Source organism: Duganella fentianensis, from assembly GCF_009857835.1.
GTDB lineage: Bacteria > Pseudomonadota > Gammaproteobacteria > Burkholderiales > Burkholderiaceae_D > Rugamonas > Rugamonas fentianensis.
This window is the reverse complement of sequence record NZ_WWCL01000004.1, coordinates 565705-580651: the sequence shown is the minus strand read 5'-3', so window position 1 is coordinate 580651 and position 14947 is coordinate 565705. Positions and strand designations below refer to the sequence as shown.

Below are 14947 nucleotides of genomic sequence, written 5' to 3'. Positions count from 1 at the left end.
CTCCGTCAGCATATGAGCGGGCCCCAGAATGTTTATTGCACCCCTACCGCATTGAGACGACTGATCACTTCGCGCGCTGCTGCCAGCGCCGCTTCTTTCAGCCCCTGATCGCGTGCCACGGAATTGTCCGGGCCGACGCCGAAATACGATTTGGCTGGCACCGAGGCCACTTCGCGCGGGAACTGGTTGCTCAGGTCGAGCACCCGTGCTGTCACATTGACGGCGCTGCGGGCCAGTCCCGTGGCCGGATCCTTGCTGGGAGCGCCGGCGTCGAGGGTGGCGATGACCAGATAGGGAATGCGGTTTTTACGCAGCGTTGCAACCACCGAGCGCAGCGTGGCGGGGCTCAGGTCATTACCGCTGGAGAAGTCCTTGTTGACTGCCTTGAAATCGCCATCGCCGATCACATAGGCCGGATCCACTACCTGATAGCCGCCTTGCGAAAACAGATTGGTAATGGCCGTCGCCGTATTGGTGATCGGCAGCAGGCGATAATTGACTTCATCCGCTTTCTGCTGCGAGCTGCCGCCCGATTCCACCTGCACCGCGGCGCGCTCGGTCCCCTTGGCCGAACCCGACCGGGTCACTTCTGCCTCGGTGCGCTGCAATACGCGCGCATCGAAAGTGCGCACGCTGGCCGCCTCGCGGCCGACAAACAGATACACCAGCTGCGACTTGGCGCCGTTATTCGCCTTGCCGGCAGCGCTGGAGGCACGCAGGGTATTGCGCAGGCGGGCCAGATTCAGCTCCACCCGCACGGCCACCGAATATTTATGCTGGCTGCCCATATCCTGCTCGTTGAGCACGGTGGTATTGAGGATGAACTTCTCCAGGTTCTCTTCGATCTTGTCCTGAATAGCGTCGAAATTCTGCGCTTCGGCCTCGCCACTGGCGGCGAAATAGCGTTCGATGGCGGACACCTGGGCCTTCACATACGCCTTGTCCTTGACTTCCTGGGGTACGCTAGGCCCGGAATAGGACAGCGTTCCCGCGCCCTTGGATTCAACGATCTGCGCCAGCGCCAACAGCGGGAACAGCAGCACAGCGATACAGAGACTGATTTTCTTCATTTGGTCTTCCTCAAAGTTTCCCGGGCGGCGGCCATTTGTGCCTCGATAGCTGGTTCGGAGGCAGCAGTCTTGAGCCATGTGGAGCCGGGCTGGGCCAGTGCGTCGGCAAATTTGTTGTACAGGCCCCGGATCGCATCCTGGTAGGCGGCGAAATCATCGTTGCTGATCTGGCCGGCCGGCAGAACCGCGACCTCGCCATTTTTCAGATCCGTGCTGATAAACGCCGTATTCAGCAGCGGCTCGGAGAAGTTGACCCGCATATAGGCGCCATACACATAGGTGGCACTCACATTGGTTTCCGCCGTCTTGATCTTGGCAAATTTGTTGAGCTTGATATCGAAGACGTAATCGCCTTCCGCCAGTTTGATCTTGATGTCATCGCCATTCTGCAGACGCATGGACATCACGCCTCCTACCGCATGGCCTATGCTGGACGGCAGCATGGAAATGCCGGTGCGTGCCGTCAGCGTCGAAGCCAGGGTATCCATCAGAATCGCGCGCACCGCCTCGGGATGCTCGCGCAGCGAAGGCGGGAACGCCGCCAGTGCTTCGGCACTCACTTCGCTGCTGCGCACTTGCACCGTACGCACGCCATCGCGCGGCAGGCTGGCCTGCTGCAGGCAGCGGTCGAACTGGCTGATCAGGCCACGCTCATCTGGCCGGCGGATCAGGTTATCGACAAAGCCCGCCAGACGCTGCTCGCTCGGTGGCTGGGGCGTAGCATCGAACAGCACCACGCTGACGGGACAGTTACGCACGATGGATTTGTTTTTGTAATCAAAAATCATCGTATCGCCACGCAGATTTACAAACGTCTTGTAGTAGGCGCCGTAACGTTCGGTGGCTATGGTTTCCCCCGTCAATACCAGCGCCGCCATCAGGCTGCGGTCGTTATTGAGCGCGACTAATTCGCCGGGAGTGAACTTGAAATCAGGATTCTTGAGCGCGGAGGCCTTTTCCACCACCAGAGCCGTGTAGGAGCCTGCATGCTGCGCGGCTGACTGCTGGGCAGAAAAGAGTTTATAGGTAATAGGAAAACGTTCCGGCGCGCGATCGTAACTACCCGCAAAGGCAAACCCGGCAATCGAAACACTGACTGGCTCGGCATGGACTGGAATACTCTGGAAGAGAATAAGCGATGCAACAGAAATAATATATTTGCGCATTAAATCGTACCCGCCAGCGGCTATTAAAAAATAGTTATAAAAATTAGAACCATTTTCTTAGCATGACAGCGATCATCCGGACAATCGCCAGGATAAGGCAGCACAAGCCGAGCGAATGATCCGCATATCGCTACAAATTTTATAGCAGTGTAGCCAGAATGATTTTCTTTAGCAACACTATCAAGACGATATTTCGGCATTCTTTCTGCGTGCCAGATTCTCTCCAAAAATCACACTGATTTTAAAGATCAGAAGCCGTCTGTGATCGGCACTTTTAAAATCAATGCTTTAAGGTATGCGCCATCCGATAAACTGTTAGCTCATTATTACGTCAATATCGACTACTGCGATATTCTCGGTGTTGCGTAATAAGTCTGGATGCGGAAGTTTTGCCACAAGCGGCGCAGGCAGATGTGCCCAGGCCGGCCGTACTTGATCTTGAGGAGGCATGCGCCCATTCAAACTCGCGCATCATGAAACGCCAGAAGCGAAGAAGAGCCGCACGGCCCGCCGGCACGGGAGATTTAGGGACGGTCAGGCTGACTCTTATGCTGCGCCAGCTCGTCGAGCTCGCGCACCGAAGACATCATATTATTGAAATCCTGTAGCTGGGCATACTCGCCCTTCTCCAGCAGCTTGCAGCGCCCTTTGTACTGCTTGTGCTCGCACACCTGCCAGCGGCCGCTCTGCACCACCACACTGGAAGTACGGTCGTTGAAACCGAGCTTGTCGAGGTCGGGCTCGGATTCGTGCAGCTTGATGGCCGGACCGCCGAAATTCGCCCGCGTGTACAAGGTAATTTCGCCGGCCTGCGCGCACAGGCTGGCACTCAGGGCGAACGCAGCGAACAGCGGTTTCCTCATCACGGCTCCCGGACGATTAACTGGATTGCATGATAGCGCATCCCGCTCAGCGGATACGGCGCAGCGAGGAAATGCGGTTATTCATGTTATCGAGGTATTCGTAGCGGCCCGGTTCCAGTACGATGCAGCGGCCGCCGAAATCGGCATGCTCGCACAGTTCCCAGCGTCCTTCATTGACGATGATGGAACCCGCCTGATCGTTGAAATCGTAATCGACCAGCGTGCGCACTTCGTTGCGGATGCCGAGGCGGGCACCATTGAAGCCGGACTGGGAAAACAGCTCTATCGGTTCGCGGCCATAACCATGGCTACGCTCGTCGTCGCGCTCCCAGCGGCGGCCGTGACGCTCGCCACGGTCATTGCGGTCGTTGCGGTCCCAGCGGTCATTGTGTTCGTTGCGCTCGTTCTGGTCATTGCGGCCATTCCACTCGCCGCGACCGCCGATTTCACGCGCCGACGAAATCATGTCGTTAAAGCCGGCCAGCACCGGATATTCGCCCCGTTCGACCACCATGCAGCGACCACGGAAATCCGCATGCTCGCACAGCTGCCACGTGCCGGAACGCACCACCACGCTGGAAGCACGGTCGTTAAAATTGTAGGGCACCAGATCGGGCGTTTCGCCGCGCAGCGTGATGGCCGGCCCATTGAAATTGGCATGGGTGTACAGCGTGATTTCACCAGCCTGGGCGACGGCGACGGGCAGCGCCAGCACGAAGGCGGCGCGGATAAAACGGAGCAGAGAGATTTTCATGATCGTGAGTATGAGCTAGGTATCGGCACACTGGCAAGTTGCCATGCACCCCTAACGCGCAAGCCAGCGCACAGGCTGACGGCCGGCCATGCTCAATTTGCAAGAATTTGTAAGACAAAGCCGCAGGCTGCGCGCTAGAATGACCGCCACACAACTGCTTTGCCGTCGCGCCACTCTTGCCTATGCCGCACAAATTTACCCCGCACAATCTCCGTCACGAAATCGCTGCACTGTGGGCCCTCTCCTGGCCCATGCTGATCGGCCAGCTGGCCACCGTGGGCATGGGCGTGGCCGATGTGGCCATGACGGGCCACGCCAGTGCCGACGAACTGGCGGCAGTGGCGCTGGGCACCTCGATCTGGTCGATTATTCTGGTGACGGTGAGCGGCATCATGATGGCGATAAACAGCATCGTCGCACACGATGTGGGCGGTGGCGAGCTGGGTAAGATTCCCCATGCCGTGCGCCAGTCGCTATGGAAGGCAGCCGGCATCGGTGTGCTGGCCATGCTGCTGGCCAATCTGGCCACGCTGCTGTTCGAGCACCTGCAGCTGACGCCCTATGTGCATGAGCAGGCCTCCCTGTTCGTGCACATCATCAGCTTCGGCCTGCCGCCATTTGCCGCCTACCGTGCCCTGTATGGCTACAGCACCAGCATCAACCAGACCAAGCCGGTGATGGTGATCGCCCTGCTGGGGCTGGCCTTTAACGTGCTGAGCAACTGGCTGCTGATTTTCGGCCACTGGGGCCTGCCCGCCGTGGGCGGCGTAGGCTGCGCCATTTCCACTGCCCTGTGCATGTGGCTGATGCTGTTTGCCATGCTGGCGTGGATGCGCTTTGCGCCGGCCTACCGTGCCACCTACCCGTTCACCCACTGGGAAGGCCCGCACTGGCCGGAAATCCGCAATATGCTCAAGCTCGGTCTGCCTATAGGCATCACCTATTTTGCCGAAGTCAGTGCCTTCGGTTCCATCAGCCTGCTGGTCGCCCGCTTCGGTGCCGTGCAGATTTCGGCACACCAGATCGCCCTCAATTTCACATCACTGGTGTTCATGGTGCCGCTCAGTTTCGGCATCGCCCTGATCACCCGCGTCGGCCATGCCGTGGGTGAAGGCAATCCGCAGCGGGCCCGCTTTGTGGCGTGGGTGGGCGTGTTCATGTCGCTGGCCTTCGGTGCCCTGTCGGCCCTGTTCATCGTGCTGGCGCGCACGCAGATTGCTGCCGCCTACACTTCCGACCTGGCCGTACAGGCCCTGTGCGCTTCCCTGTTGCTGCTGGCCGCGCTGTTCCAGCTGTCCGACGCCACTCAGGTGGCCACCTCCTGTGCCATCCGCGGCTACAAGGTAACGCGCCAGCCCATGCAGATCCAGCTACTGGCCTTCTGGGGCTTTGCCCTGCCGCTCGGTTGCTGGCTGGGGCTGGCGCCGGAATGGCTGCCCTGGCGTCCGGCCCAGCCCATGGCGGCGCAGGGCTTCTGGATCGCACTGGTAATCGGCCTGACAGTGGCCGCTCTGCTGCTGAGCTGGGCTTTGCACCGGCTGTCGCTGCAGCGTGCGCAGGGCCAGCCGCAGTAGCCGCACAGGGGGCGAAATCCGCATACCGGACGCCGAAGGAAAAACGGTTTTCGCCCGTAGATTCAGAACATTGCCATCTCGCCATGACAGTCCCGCTCTGGTATCGTCTCGGATTCCGTCAACCTGAGACTATTTCCCGCCATGCGCTTCATACTCTGTTTTCTGGCACTCCTGACCGGAGCCCAGGCTTCTGCTGAAAAACTCACGCTAGACCGACTGCATTCCGACCCGTCGCTGAGCGGCCCCGGTGTGCGCAGCCTGAAAGTGTCGCCCGACGGCGCCCGCGTGACTTTCCTGCGCGGCCGCGAAGACAACCAGTTCCAGCTCGACCTGTGGGAATTCAACCTCAAGGACAAGTCCACCCACCGTCTGGTCGATTCCAAAATACTGGTGCCGGACGAGAACCTGTCGGCTGCCGAAAAAGCCCGCCGCGAACGCGAGCGCACGGCCAGCCTGAAAGGCATCCTCAGCTACAGCTGGTCGCCTGACGGCAAGCAGCTGCTGGTGCCGATAGCCGGCAACCTGTATCTGATCGATGCCAGCAAGCCCGATGCAGCGCGCATGGTCGCCAGTGGCAATGTGCTCGATCCGAAAATTTCGCCGAAAGGCCGCTACGTTTCCTTCGTGCGCGACCAGAACCTGTATGTGATCGATCTGAGCACGGGCAAGGAAAAGCAGCTGACCACCGATGGCAAGGACACCGTGCATAACGGCGAAGCCGAATTCGTGGCGCAGGAAGAAATGGGCCAGACCAGTGGCTACTACTGGGCCCCGGACGATAGCGCCATCGCCTACAAGCGCTATGACGAAGCACCAGTACCCGTGGCACGCCGTTTCGAAATCTTTGCCGACCGCACCGACGTGGTCGAGCAGCGCTACCCTGCTGCCGGCGATCCGAATGCGCTGGTCAGCCTGCACATCGTTTCGCCAGTCACGGGCGAAATCCGCAACGTCGATCTGGGCAGCAATCCCGACATCTATCTGGTACGTGCCGACTGGAGCGGCAACGCCAAGGCCCTGCTGTTCCAGCGCCAGAGCCGCGACCAGAAGAAGCTTGAACTGATCGCCGTCGATGCCGCCACGCTGGCGCAGCGCGTGCTGGTGACCGAGACTTCGCCGACCTGGGTCAGCATCTTCGACGACCTGCGCTTCCTGTCCGGCGACCGCTTCATCTGGTCGTCCGAACGCACGGGCCGCAAGCACCTGTATCTGTACGACATGAGCGGCAAACTGCAGCACGCCATTTCGAGCGGCGAATGGGGCATAGACCGCGTACTGGCCGTGGATGAAAAGAGCGGCCGCGTGTTCGTGCAGTCCAACCGCGATGCGGTAGTGGACAGCCAGACCTATGCGCTGAAACTCGATGGCAGCAGCGCCAGCAAGCCGGCCCGCGTGACGCAGGGCGACGGCTGGCACGATGCCGCCTTTGCGCGCAATGGCGAAGTGTTTGTCGATACCTATTCGAATCCCGACCTGCCGCCGCAAGTGAGCATCCGCCGTCCGGATGGCAGCATGGTGAGCTGGCTGGAGCGCAATGAACTCAATGCCAGCCACCCATATGGCAAATACCTCGATGCCCACCTGAAAACCGAATACGGCACGCTGAAATCGAAAGACGGCCAGACCCTGTACTACTCGATGATCAAGCCTGAGGGCTTTAGCGTGATGAAGAAGTATCCGGTCTACCTGTCCACCTACGGCGGCCCGCACTCGCAGCACGTTGCACGCCGCTGGGGCAATCTGTTCGACCAGTACATGGCCCAGCAGGGCTTCATCGTCTGGCGTCTGGACAACCGTGGTTCGTCGCGCCGCGAACGCGCTTTCACCGATGCCAACTACCACGATCTGGGCAAAGTGGAAGTGGAAGACCAGCTGACCGGTATCGAATGGCTGGGCCAGCAGAGCTATGTGGATGCCAAGCGCATCGGCGTGTTCGGCTGGAGCTATGGCGGCTTCATGACGCTGCGCCTGCTGGCGCAGGCTTCGGACAAGATCGCCATGGGCGTCTCCGTTGCACCAGTGACGGACTGGGCGCTGTACGACACCCACTACACGGAACAGTTCATGGGCACGCCTAAAGAGAATCCGCAAGGCTATGTCACGGCCGGCGTGTACTCCCACCTCGATGGCCTGAAATCGCCACTGCTGCTGATCCACGGCATGGCCGATGACAACGTGCTGTTCACCAACACCACGCGCATGATCGATGCGCTGGTCAAGCGCAATGTGCACTTCGAGCTGATGACCTATCCGGGCGCCAAACACGGCATCTCCGGTCGCGGCCCGCAGCGCCACGTGTACGGCTATATCGAAGCCTTCTTCAAGAAGAATCTCAAGCCTGAAACGAATTAACTACCGGACGCTGTTCCGGTAGCACAAGCAACAGCCGCAGGCAGCCATGCCTGCGGCTGTTGCTTTATGGGGGCCCGCAATTAGTTGCGATTGCCTTTGGCGATATCCTTCACGGCTTCCTTGGCATCGCCCAGCCCTTTTTGCAATTTGCCGGCAGCCTGCTGGCTCAGCCCTTTGGCCTGCTGCTCGCTGCTACCCACCAGCTTGCCGACTTCCTGCTGGACCTTGCCACGCACTTCGCGTGCCTTGCCTTTTACCTGATCTTTGTTCATGGTCAACTCCTCTATCAACAATGAAACGACGGTACACACAGCGTTGCGCTATGTGCATATGCGTCAATATAGGCAGTCGCAACCTTGTACTCCGTGCGCCAGCACACGCTGCGGGGATAGACTATCGATGCGGCATCGCAGCAGTCGTACGCGGGCGAAAATCGACTCGGCAGAAAAGATACGCAGGCGTAACAAATTTGTTTCTTTACTGGCGAGAATCGCTATATAGTTAGTAATCAGCAACGCGCCCTTTCAACAGGAGAAACCAACATGAAGCTTGATGCACTGTTCCAGAATCCCACTGCGTTGCCCACCGCGCCCAAGGTGGTTGAAGAGCTGATCAGCAGTTTCGATAAAGCCAGCGTTTCAACGGAAGAAATCGCCAAAAAGCTGTCCACTGATCCTGTATTGAGCGCGAAATTACTGCGTCTGGCGAACTCGGCTTACTACCACGTGTCGCGCAGCATAGGCACGGTGGAAGATGCCGTACTGATGCTGGGCTTTGTTACCGTCCGTACTCTCGTAATCAGCTCGGGGCTGGTCAGCGGCTTCAAGACAGTGCCGGGGCTGGACCTCAAGCAGTTCTGGCGCTACAGCCTGCACACCGCCGTCTCGGCCAAATGGATCGCCAAGAAAACCAAGGAAAACACCGACCTCGCCTTCACCATCGGCATGATGCACGGCATCGGCCAGCTGGTGATCCACTCGGCCATGGCCGAGCAGGCCATGGCGCTGGACAAAGTGGCCGGCCCGCTCGATGCGCGCCGCCTCGATGCCGAACAGGCTTCGTTCGGCTACACCTTTGCCGACGTGGGCGCGGAACTGGCGCGGCGCTGGAAATTCCCTTCCACCTTTGCCGATACCATCGCCGCTTTCCCCGAACCGCATCACAATGGCGAGCTGAACCGGCTGGCGGCCGTGGTCGCGCTGGCCGCCTGGCGCGCCCGTGTCGAACAGGCCCAGCTGAGTGCCGAGGAAATCGCCGCCTGCTACCCGACCGATCTGGCCGAAGAACTGGGGCTCGATGACGACGTACTCATAGACGAAATGCCATCACCGGATGAACTTGCGGCGGGTCTGGAAGAGCTGGTGAAATAAAAAACGCCGCAAAACAGTCAAAAACAGTAATCAAGTAACAACAAAAACCGTCCGAATCACCGTCGGACGGTTTTTTTTCACTTTTTTTCAAAAATATTTGAAAAAGACCCTAAAGTTCCCGCCCACCCCGACGTTAATCAGGACATGCGGTAATCCGCCTAACCAGCCAGGGTGCGAATATGACCTCCAGCGAAGTCCTCTCGATGTACGAAAATATTGCCGGTATGACCAATCACATGGCCGCTGCCGCTCGCATGGGTGACTGGGATGGCCTGAGCAAGCTGGAAACCCGCTGCGCTGCCGAAAGCCGCGCCATCAGCACCGGTGTTCCTGCCCTGAGCGGCACCCAGCGCCAGCGCAAAATCGACCTGCTGAAACAGATTCTGGCCAACGACCGCGCCATCCGCGACGTGACCGAACCGTGGATGAACACCATACCCGGCATGGCTGCCTGATCCGGCACCCGCCCAATAAAAAAGCGCTTTACCTCGGTAAAGCGCTTTTTTTTCGTCTGGCCATGGCGCCAGACTCCCCTTCCGGCGCATGCAGCTTACTGCTGCATCAGCGATTCCGGTGTCACTTCTTCCAGCGGCGGCGCTTCCTCATGCTTCACTTCCGGCTCGGCAGCTTTCTTCTTGCGGAATAGTTGTCCGATTTTCAATGGCGGTGCGCCCCGCTTCTTACGCCAGAACAGCCAGCCGGCCAGACCAAGCACCAGCGCCGCCACACCAGCACCGGCAGCAATCAAAGGCAGAGTGCTACTGCCGGGCGATGGTTCCGGCGGCTTCTCTTTCTTGTATTTCAGCTTGGGCAGGACTTTCACCTTTTTCATGGGAACGGAAGCCGCCTCGCTAGCGGCAGCTTCCGCCGATGCGGATGCCGAGGCCGACGCTGAGGCCGCCCCCGCCTCGCTGGCTTCGGCCAGCGCTGCCGCAGCACGGGCCTTGGCCAGTTCGCCCTGCACGCCGGGTGGCGGCACCCAGCGTTCGCCGCTGGCCGCTTCGCCCCCTGCCGCAGCCGGTTCGGATGCATGCGCGGCAGCACTGCTGGCCAGCTTGGCCGGAGCGGACGACGCCACGCTGGCCGAGGCGCTGGCTGTGGCGGATGCCGCTGCCGAGCTTGCTGCCGGCTTGGCGTCGGCAGTAGCAGCGGGCGCAGCTGCGCTGGCCTTGGCTGCGGGCGCTGCGCCCAGCGCCCCCTGCAGCACTTTCAGCTTGCCTTCCAGTTCAGTCAGTTTGCTGTTCAATTGCTGGCTATGGGCGTCGAACGCGGCGCATTCCTTGGCCGCCGCTGGCGCAGACGCTGGCGCTGCCGCGCACGCTGCCGGTGGCTGGGCGCGCTTGACGCCTTTCGGTAAGGGCAGATTCGGCATAGGCAGCAGCGCTTGCGCCACGGGCACCGGTAAAGCACCGTCGGTCGCGGCCTCGCCGGAGCTGGCCGCTCTGGCAGGCGCAGGCCTGGCCGGCGCTGCCGGACGCCGCACCGGTGCCGCGGCAGCGCTAGCGCGCAAGCCTCCGGGCACACCCACTTCGGATTCGTGCAGCGACGGCATGGGTGCTGCACGCGAACGGACCGGCGCCGGTTCGGCCGGGCTGACCGGGGCAGCGGCGACTGCTGGCAGCGGTGCCGGTGCAGGACTGCCCACGGCAGCTGCCGGCACGGCACTGGTGCGCATCGACGGATTCGGATCCGCCTGCAACCAGACGGTGGCAGCGCGCACTTCCTGCCGCCCGCCACCGCTCAGTTCGAGGAACAGGTGCAGATAATCCGCTTCGATAGGCCGCGAGGTGCTGACACGCAGATACTGGCGGCCATCGCGCCGCACTATCGTCATATGCAGGCCGGTCAGTGCCGGATTCATGCTGATGTTGGCGCCCCGGTAGACGTTTTCCTGCGCCAGCCGGACCTGCAGGCTGGCCGCCTCGTCGGGCGCTACCTGCACCAGTTCGATATCGGCCGAGAGTGGCTGACCGATGTAGGAGCGCACCGCAATATCGCCCAGCTCGGCTGCAGGGGCAGCCGTCGCCAGCAGCAGGCTGCCGGCGATGGTGGTGATAGAAGTCAGGAATGGTGAACGCTGCATGTCGGGTGCGACTGGACGCAAATGCTAAAAGTGTATCAGCTATAACGGCAATTTTTCCCCGTTTTGTAGCCCTCGGTTAATTTTTCCCGGCTAGGCTACACTATGAGCAGATGATCAAATGGACAAGCTTGCCCACCTTATAAAGGATGCCCCCATGGATACCCGCACCGAACACGACAGCTTTGGCCCGATCGAAGTAGCGGCAGCACAGCTCTGGGGCGCCCAGACCCAGCGCTCGCTCGAACACTTCCGCATTTCCAGCGAACGCATGGCGCCGCAACTGATCCATGCGCTGGCCAGTGTCAAGCGCGCCGCCGCCAGCGTCAACCGCGATCTGGGCCTGCTGGCAGCCGACAAGGCGCAGGCCATCGTGCAGGCTGCCGACGAAGTACTGGCCGGCCAGCATCCCGACGCATTCCCGCTGGCCGTGTGGCAGACCGGTTCCGGTACCCAGACCAATATGAATATGAACGAGGTGCTGGCCAACCGGGCTTCCGAACTGCTGGGCGGCAGCCGCGGCACGGGCCGTATGCTGCATCCCAACGATGACATCAATCTGGGCCAGTCCTCCAACGACATCTTCCCCACGGCCATGCATGTGGCCGCTGCCGTGGCGCTGGAAACGCAGGTGCTGCCCGCCCTGCGCCAGCTGCGCGCCACGCTCGCAGCCAAGGCACAGGCATTTGCCGACATCGTCAAGATAGGCCGTACCCATCTGCAGGATGCTACCCCGCTCACGCTGGGGCAGGAGTTTTCCGGCTATGTCGCCCAGCTGGACTTTGCTGCGCAGGCCATCAGCCAGACCGTGCCGGGCTTGCTGCAGCTGGCAGCGGGTGGCACCGCCGTGGGCACGGGCCTGAATGCCCATGCGGAATTTGCCGACCGCATCGCTGCCCAGCTGGCCAGCGCGCTAGGCCTGCCTTTCGTCTCGGCGGAAAATAAATTCGCTGCACTGGCCGGTCATGATGCGCTGGTGCACGCACATGGCGCGCTAAAGACGCTCGCTACCGCTTTGATGAAGATCGCCAACGATGTGCGCTGGATGGCATCCGGCCCCCGTTCCGGCCTCGGTGAACTCAGCATCCCCGAAAACGAACCGGGCAGCTCCATCATGCCGGGCAAGGTCAACCCTACGCAATGCGAGGCGCTGACCATGCTGTGCTGTCAGGTCATGGGTAATGATGTGGCCATCACCATGGGTGGTGCATCGGGCAATTTCGAACTGAATGTCTACAAACCCCTGATCGCCCACAACTTCCTGCAGAGTACGCGCTTGCTGGCCGATGGCATGCACAGCTTCGAACACCATTGCGCCGCCGGCATCGCGCCGCAGCAGCAACGCATCGCCGAACTGATGGAGCGCTCGCTGATGCTGGTGACGGCACTCACGCCCCATATCGGCTACGACAAGGCAGCCGCGATCGCCAAGAAAGCCCAGCACGAAGGCAGCACGCTGCAGCAGGCCGCGCTGGCGCTGGGCTATGTGACGGCGGAACAGTTTGCCCGCTGGATCGATCCGCTCGCCATGACGCGCCCCGGCGCGCATGGCTAGCAGGCGGACGCTAGAAACCCTGCACGTAGCGCAGCCCCAGCAGATATTCCGGCGCGGCCGCCGCATCATGGCCGGGATGCACGCGCCACATGATGGCGGCACTCAGCCTGCCCTGCCGGCCCAGGCCGTTGGGGCGCAGGGTGTAGCGCAGCTCCACATCATGTTCGGTGGCCGTGGGGCGCAGATTGAGCATGGCCGTGCCATACGGCAGTGCTCCCGGCTCACCTGTGAGCGCCACATTACCGCTGCCGGTCAGCGTGCCGCTGCGCACCCGCGCCGGCACGGACAGCGTGAGCGACAGGCTGTCGCCCGATGACAGCCATTCGCGCCGCGCCCACGACAGGCTGTAGGCCAGCGTACGTACCGAGGAGACTTGCGCCAGCAGACTATCCGGCGCGCCCAGCCCTTCCGTGCGGGCGGCCGAGACCATGGCAGTGACCGCGCTGTGCGGTGTCAGCGCATAGCCCAGGGTGGCGGCCGTAAAGCTGGTGCTGGGACGGGTGTACATGGCTAGCGCCGGACTCTGCTGCGGGCCGGTAACGCTGGCCGCTTCGCGCAGCACGCCGATGCTGACGATGCCGACGGCGGCACCAAGCTTGCGTTCGAATTCGGCACTGGTCAGAAAGCGCTGACCCGGTGCATTCAGCGTCGGGCCTAGCGGATCGAGCGGTGCCAGCGGTGCCGGCAGGCTGCCCAGTTGCAGCCGCGCGGTGCTGGCGCCCAGCACGCTATCGCTGACGCTCTGGCCGACGGCAGCGGCCGGTAGCACCGCCAGCAACAAGCCGCCGGTGATCAGGCAAACAATTGCGTGACGCATGATGCACCTCCTTCCGGCCGGGTCCGCCTGCGCTTCACCGGCTTGAGCTTTCCCCTGATTACAGCATAGCCAATGCTTTTCTAGACAGCAACCTCGGGCATATAGAGTACACTGCCACCCATGCGCCAGTCCGGCGAGCGGAACGCCTGATGTTCCCATCATAGCAACAGAGGATAATATGCAGAAAGTTAGTTTTGAATTGAGTGGCGAATTTGTTGAATTGAATCAGTTATTGAAACTGGTGGGCCTGTGCGACAGCGGTGGCGCCGGCAAAATGCTGGTTGCCGGTGGCAGCGTCAAGGTCGATGGCAAGCAGGAACTGCGCAAGACCGCCAAGATCCGCGCTGGCCAGTACGTGACCATCGGTGACGTGCGTATCGATGTGCAAGGTAACTAATACTCATTGCATCAAAGAAATGGTACGATACACTATAGCTGGCGGCAGAATTTGCGACCACACAAACGCGCCGCCACTTTGTGCACTATAGTGGAATTGTCTACTCGGCAGTTCCGTCACCATTTTGCTAATCAGGGGTGCGTCATGGACGATCCGGAAGTGAAACTGCAAACGCAGGAACGCTTGCTGGAAGATTTGCGGCAAGTGATAGAGAACGCCGAAGATTTGCTCAACAATACCAACGCCTATCATAGCCAGCTGTATCAGACCGCGCGCACCCGGCTGGCGCAAGCCTTGCACTACGCCATGGAAGAACTGGCGCGCTTCGAAGATATCCAGGTGGAGCGCATGATAGAGCTGACCCGGGCCGCCAATCTGCTGCATCAGGATCTGAGCGGCGAAGCGCGCATGCTGCGCGCTTTCAAACGCCATTAACCTTCTCCGCCGTCAGCCTCGCAACACAGCGCCGCCACGCTAGCAGGCGCGCCGCCCCAGCCAGGCATCCAGCGAAATCCGCCCCGGTCCGTAGACCAGCAGCGCCAGCAGCATCACACCCCAGTAGAAATGGTCATTGATGGCGGCCGGACATTCGAAGCTGAACAGCTGCGGATAGGACAGCACCGCCATGCAATTCACCAGCAGCAGCCCCAGTGCTGCAGGGCGCGACAACAGCCCCGCAAACAGCAGCAGCGGCAGTACCAGTTCCCCTGCCGCGCCCAGATAGGCGGCCAGTTCCGGCGCTAGCAAAGGCACATGGTATTCCTCGCGGAACAGCGCCAGTGTGGCACTCCAGTCGCCAAGCTTGACCATGCCTGCCTTGAAAAACTGCCAGCCCACATACAGGCGCAGGAACAACCCCAGTGCTGCGCCGCCCCATAGCGCGAGTAACTCGTCAAACGCCAGACTGCGCCGGTACAGTGCCATCAGAACCTTCATGATTTCCTCCCAA

General features: G+C 60.9%; 15 protein-coding genes. 7 read left to right on the top strand and 8 right to left on the bottom strand.

The features are described 5' to 3' along the window. Positions 1–32 precede the first annotated feature (32 nt). The 4 genes from GTP23_RS19680 to GTP23_RS19665 all read right to left on the bottom strand — a co-directional run bounded on the left by GTP23_RS19680 (position 33) and on the right by GTP23_RS19665 (position 3853). Positions 33–1070 carry a hypothetical protein gene (locus tag GTP23_RS19680; protein ID WP_161036658.1) on the bottom strand — a complete coding sequence of 346 codons (1038 nt, stop codon included), beginning with the start codon at positions 1068–1070 and terminating at the stop codon, positions 33–35. Further along, positions 1067–2032: a hypothetical protein gene (locus GTP23_RS19675; protein ID WP_161036657.1), complete on the bottom strand. Its 966-nt coding sequence runs from the start codon at positions 2030–2032 to the stop codon at positions 1067–1069. Before GTP23_RS19675 ends, GTP23_RS19680 begins: the two co-directional genes overlap by 4 nt. A gap of 728 nt (positions 2033–2760) precedes the next feature. Beyond that, positions 2761–3099 carry a beta/gamma-crystallin gene (locus GTP23_RS19670; protein ID WP_161036656.1) on the bottom strand — a complete coding sequence of 113 codons (339 nt, stop codon included), beginning with the start codon at positions 3097–3099 and terminating at the stop codon, positions 2761–2763. A 46-nt stretch (positions 3100–3145) separates the two neighbouring features. Continuing rightward, positions 3146–3853, bottom strand: a complete 708-nt coding sequence (locus tag GTP23_RS19665) for a beta/gamma crystallin family protein (RefSeq protein ID WP_161036655.1) — start codon at positions 3851–3853, stop codon at positions 3146–3148. Positions 3854–4035: 182 nt separating this feature from the next. On the opposite strand from GTP23_RS19665, the gene GTP23_RS19660 reads away from it, so the two are divergent. Continuing rightward, a complete protein-coding gene (locus tag GTP23_RS19660) occupies positions 4036–5427 on the top strand; it encodes an MATE family efflux transporter (RefSeq protein ID WP_161036654.1) in 1392 nt (463 codons plus the stop codon). Between the two features lie 141 nt (positions 5428–5568). Further along, positions 5569–7779, top strand: a complete 2211-nt coding sequence (locus GTP23_RS19655; RefSeq protein ID WP_161036653.1) for a S9 family peptidase — start codon at positions 5569–5571, stop codon at positions 7777–7779. An 80-nt stretch (positions 7780–7859) separates the two neighbouring features. Here the strand turns inward: GTP23_RS19655 and GTP23_RS19650 are convergent, their stop codons facing one another. Beyond that, entirely contained in the window at positions 7860–8051 is a 192-nt protein-coding gene (locus GTP23_RS19650; protein WP_155434640.1) for a CsbD family protein, read from the bottom strand. A 270-nt stretch (positions 8052–8321) separates the two neighbouring features. Here GTP23_RS19650 and GTP23_RS19645 point away from each other — a divergent pair, with 270 nt between their 5' ends. After that, positions 8322–9149 (top strand): HDOD domain-containing protein, encoded by an 828-nt coding sequence (locus tag GTP23_RS19645; RefSeq protein ID WP_161036652.1) that lies wholly within the window; start codon positions 8322–8324, stop codon positions 9147–9149. Positions 9150–9328: 179 nt separating this feature from the next. Next, positions 9329–9604 (top strand): flagellar protein FliT, encoded by a 276-nt coding sequence (locus GTP23_RS19640; RefSeq protein ID WP_161036651.1) that lies wholly within the window; start codon positions 9329–9331, stop codon positions 9602–9604. A gap of 95 nt (positions 9605–9699) precedes the next feature. Here the strand turns inward: GTP23_RS19640 and GTP23_RS19635 are convergent, their stop codons facing one another. After that, complete coding sequence (locus GTP23_RS19635) at positions 9700–11232, bottom strand: type IV pilus assembly protein FimV (protein WP_161036650.1); 1533 nt, start codon at positions 11230–11232, stop codon at positions 9700–9702. Between the two features lie 154 nt (positions 11233–11386). Here GTP23_RS19635 and fumC point away from each other — a divergent pair, with 154 nt between their 5' ends. Beyond that, complete coding sequence (gene fumC / locus GTP23_RS19630) at positions 11387–12784, top strand: class II fumarate hydratase (RefSeq protein WP_161036649.1); 1398 nt, start codon at positions 11387–11389, stop codon at positions 12782–12784. A gap of 10 nt (positions 12785–12794) precedes the next feature. Here the strand turns inward: fumC and GTP23_RS19625 are convergent, their stop codons facing one another. After that, on the bottom strand, positions 12795–13601 hold the full coding sequence (locus GTP23_RS19625) for a hypothetical protein (RefSeq protein ID WP_161036648.1): 807 nt from the start codon (positions 13599–13601) through the stop codon (positions 12795–12797). A gap of 178 nt (positions 13602–13779) precedes the next feature. On the opposite strand from GTP23_RS19625, the gene GTP23_RS19620 reads away from it, so the two are divergent. Together GTP23_RS19620 and GTP23_RS19615 are read left to right on the top strand one after the other, a co-directional pair. Then, on the top strand, positions 13780–13998 hold the full coding sequence (locus GTP23_RS19620) for an RNA-binding S4 domain-containing protein (protein WP_155434634.1): 219 nt from the start codon (positions 13780–13782) through the stop codon (positions 13996–13998). A gap of 144 nt (positions 13999–14142) precedes the next feature. Next, positions 14143–14433 (top strand): hypothetical protein, encoded by a 291-nt coding sequence (locus GTP23_RS19615; RefSeq protein WP_161036647.1) that lies wholly within the window; start codon positions 14143–14145, stop codon positions 14431–14433. A gap of 39 nt (positions 14434–14472) precedes the next feature. Here GTP23_RS19615 and GTP23_RS19610 read toward each other — a convergent pair whose 3' ends face one another. Further along, a complete protein-coding gene (locus GTP23_RS19610) occupies positions 14473–14934 on the bottom strand; it encodes a DoxX family protein (RefSeq protein WP_161036646.1) in 462 nt (153 codons plus the stop codon). Positions 14935–14947 lie beyond the last annotated feature (13 nt).

What these genes read in the sequence shown, in the direction of transcription:
- GTP23_RS19680 (WP_161036658.1), bottom strand. Translation starts at nt 1,070, where the DNA reads ATGAAGAAAATCAGTCTCTGTATCGCTGTGCTGCTGTTCCCGCTGTTG.
- GTP23_RS19610 (WP_161036646.1), bottom strand. Translation starts at nt 14,934, where the DNA reads ATGAAGGTTCTGATGGCACTGTACCGGCGCAGTCTGGCGTTTGACGAG.
- fumC (WP_161036649.1), top strand. Translation starts at nt 11,387, where the DNA reads ATGGATACCCGCACCGAACACGACAGCTTTGGCCCGATCGAAGTAGCG.
- GTP23_RS19615 (WP_161036647.1), top strand. Translation starts at nt 14,143, where the DNA reads ATGGACGATCCGGAAGTGAAACTGCAAACGCAGGAACGCTTGCTGGAA.
- GTP23_RS19655 (WP_161036653.1), top strand. Translation starts at nt 5,569, where the DNA reads ATGCGCTTCATACTCTGTTTTCTGGCACTCCTGACCGGAGCCCAGGCT.
- GTP23_RS19645 (WP_161036652.1), top strand. Translation starts at nt 8,322, where the DNA reads ATGAAGCTTGATGCACTGTTCCAGAATCCCACTGCGTTGCCCACCGCG.
- GTP23_RS19620 (WP_155434634.1), top strand. Translation starts at nt 13,780, where the DNA reads ATGCAGAAAGTTAGTTTTGAATTGAGTGGCGAATTTGTTGAATTGAAT.
- GTP23_RS19670 (WP_161036656.1), bottom strand. Translation starts at nt 3,099, where the DNA reads ATGAGGAAACCGCTGTTCGCTGCGTTCGCCCTGAGTGCCAGCCTGTGC.
- GTP23_RS19625 (WP_161036648.1), bottom strand. Translation starts at nt 13,601, where the DNA reads ATGCGTCACGCAATTGTTTGCCTGATCACCGGCGGCTTGTTGCTGGCG.
- GTP23_RS19640 (WP_161036651.1), top strand. Translation starts at nt 9,329, where the DNA reads ATGACCTCCAGCGAAGTCCTCTCGATGTACGAAAATATTGCCGGTATG.
- GTP23_RS19650 (WP_155434640.1), bottom strand. Translation starts at nt 8,051, where the DNA reads ATGAACAAAGATCAGGTAAAAGGCAAGGCACGCGAAGTGCGTGGCAAG.
- GTP23_RS19660 (WP_161036654.1), top strand. Translation starts at nt 4,036, where the DNA reads ATGCCGCACAAATTTACCCCGCACAATCTCCGTCACGAAATCGCTGCA.
- GTP23_RS19665 (WP_161036655.1), bottom strand. Translation starts at nt 3,853, where the DNA reads ATGAAAATCTCTCTGCTCCGTTTTATCCGCGCCGCCTTCGTGCTGGCG.
- GTP23_RS19635 (WP_161036650.1), bottom strand. Translation starts at nt 11,232, where the DNA reads ATGCAGCGTTCACCATTCCTGACTTCTATCACCACCATCGCCGGCAGC.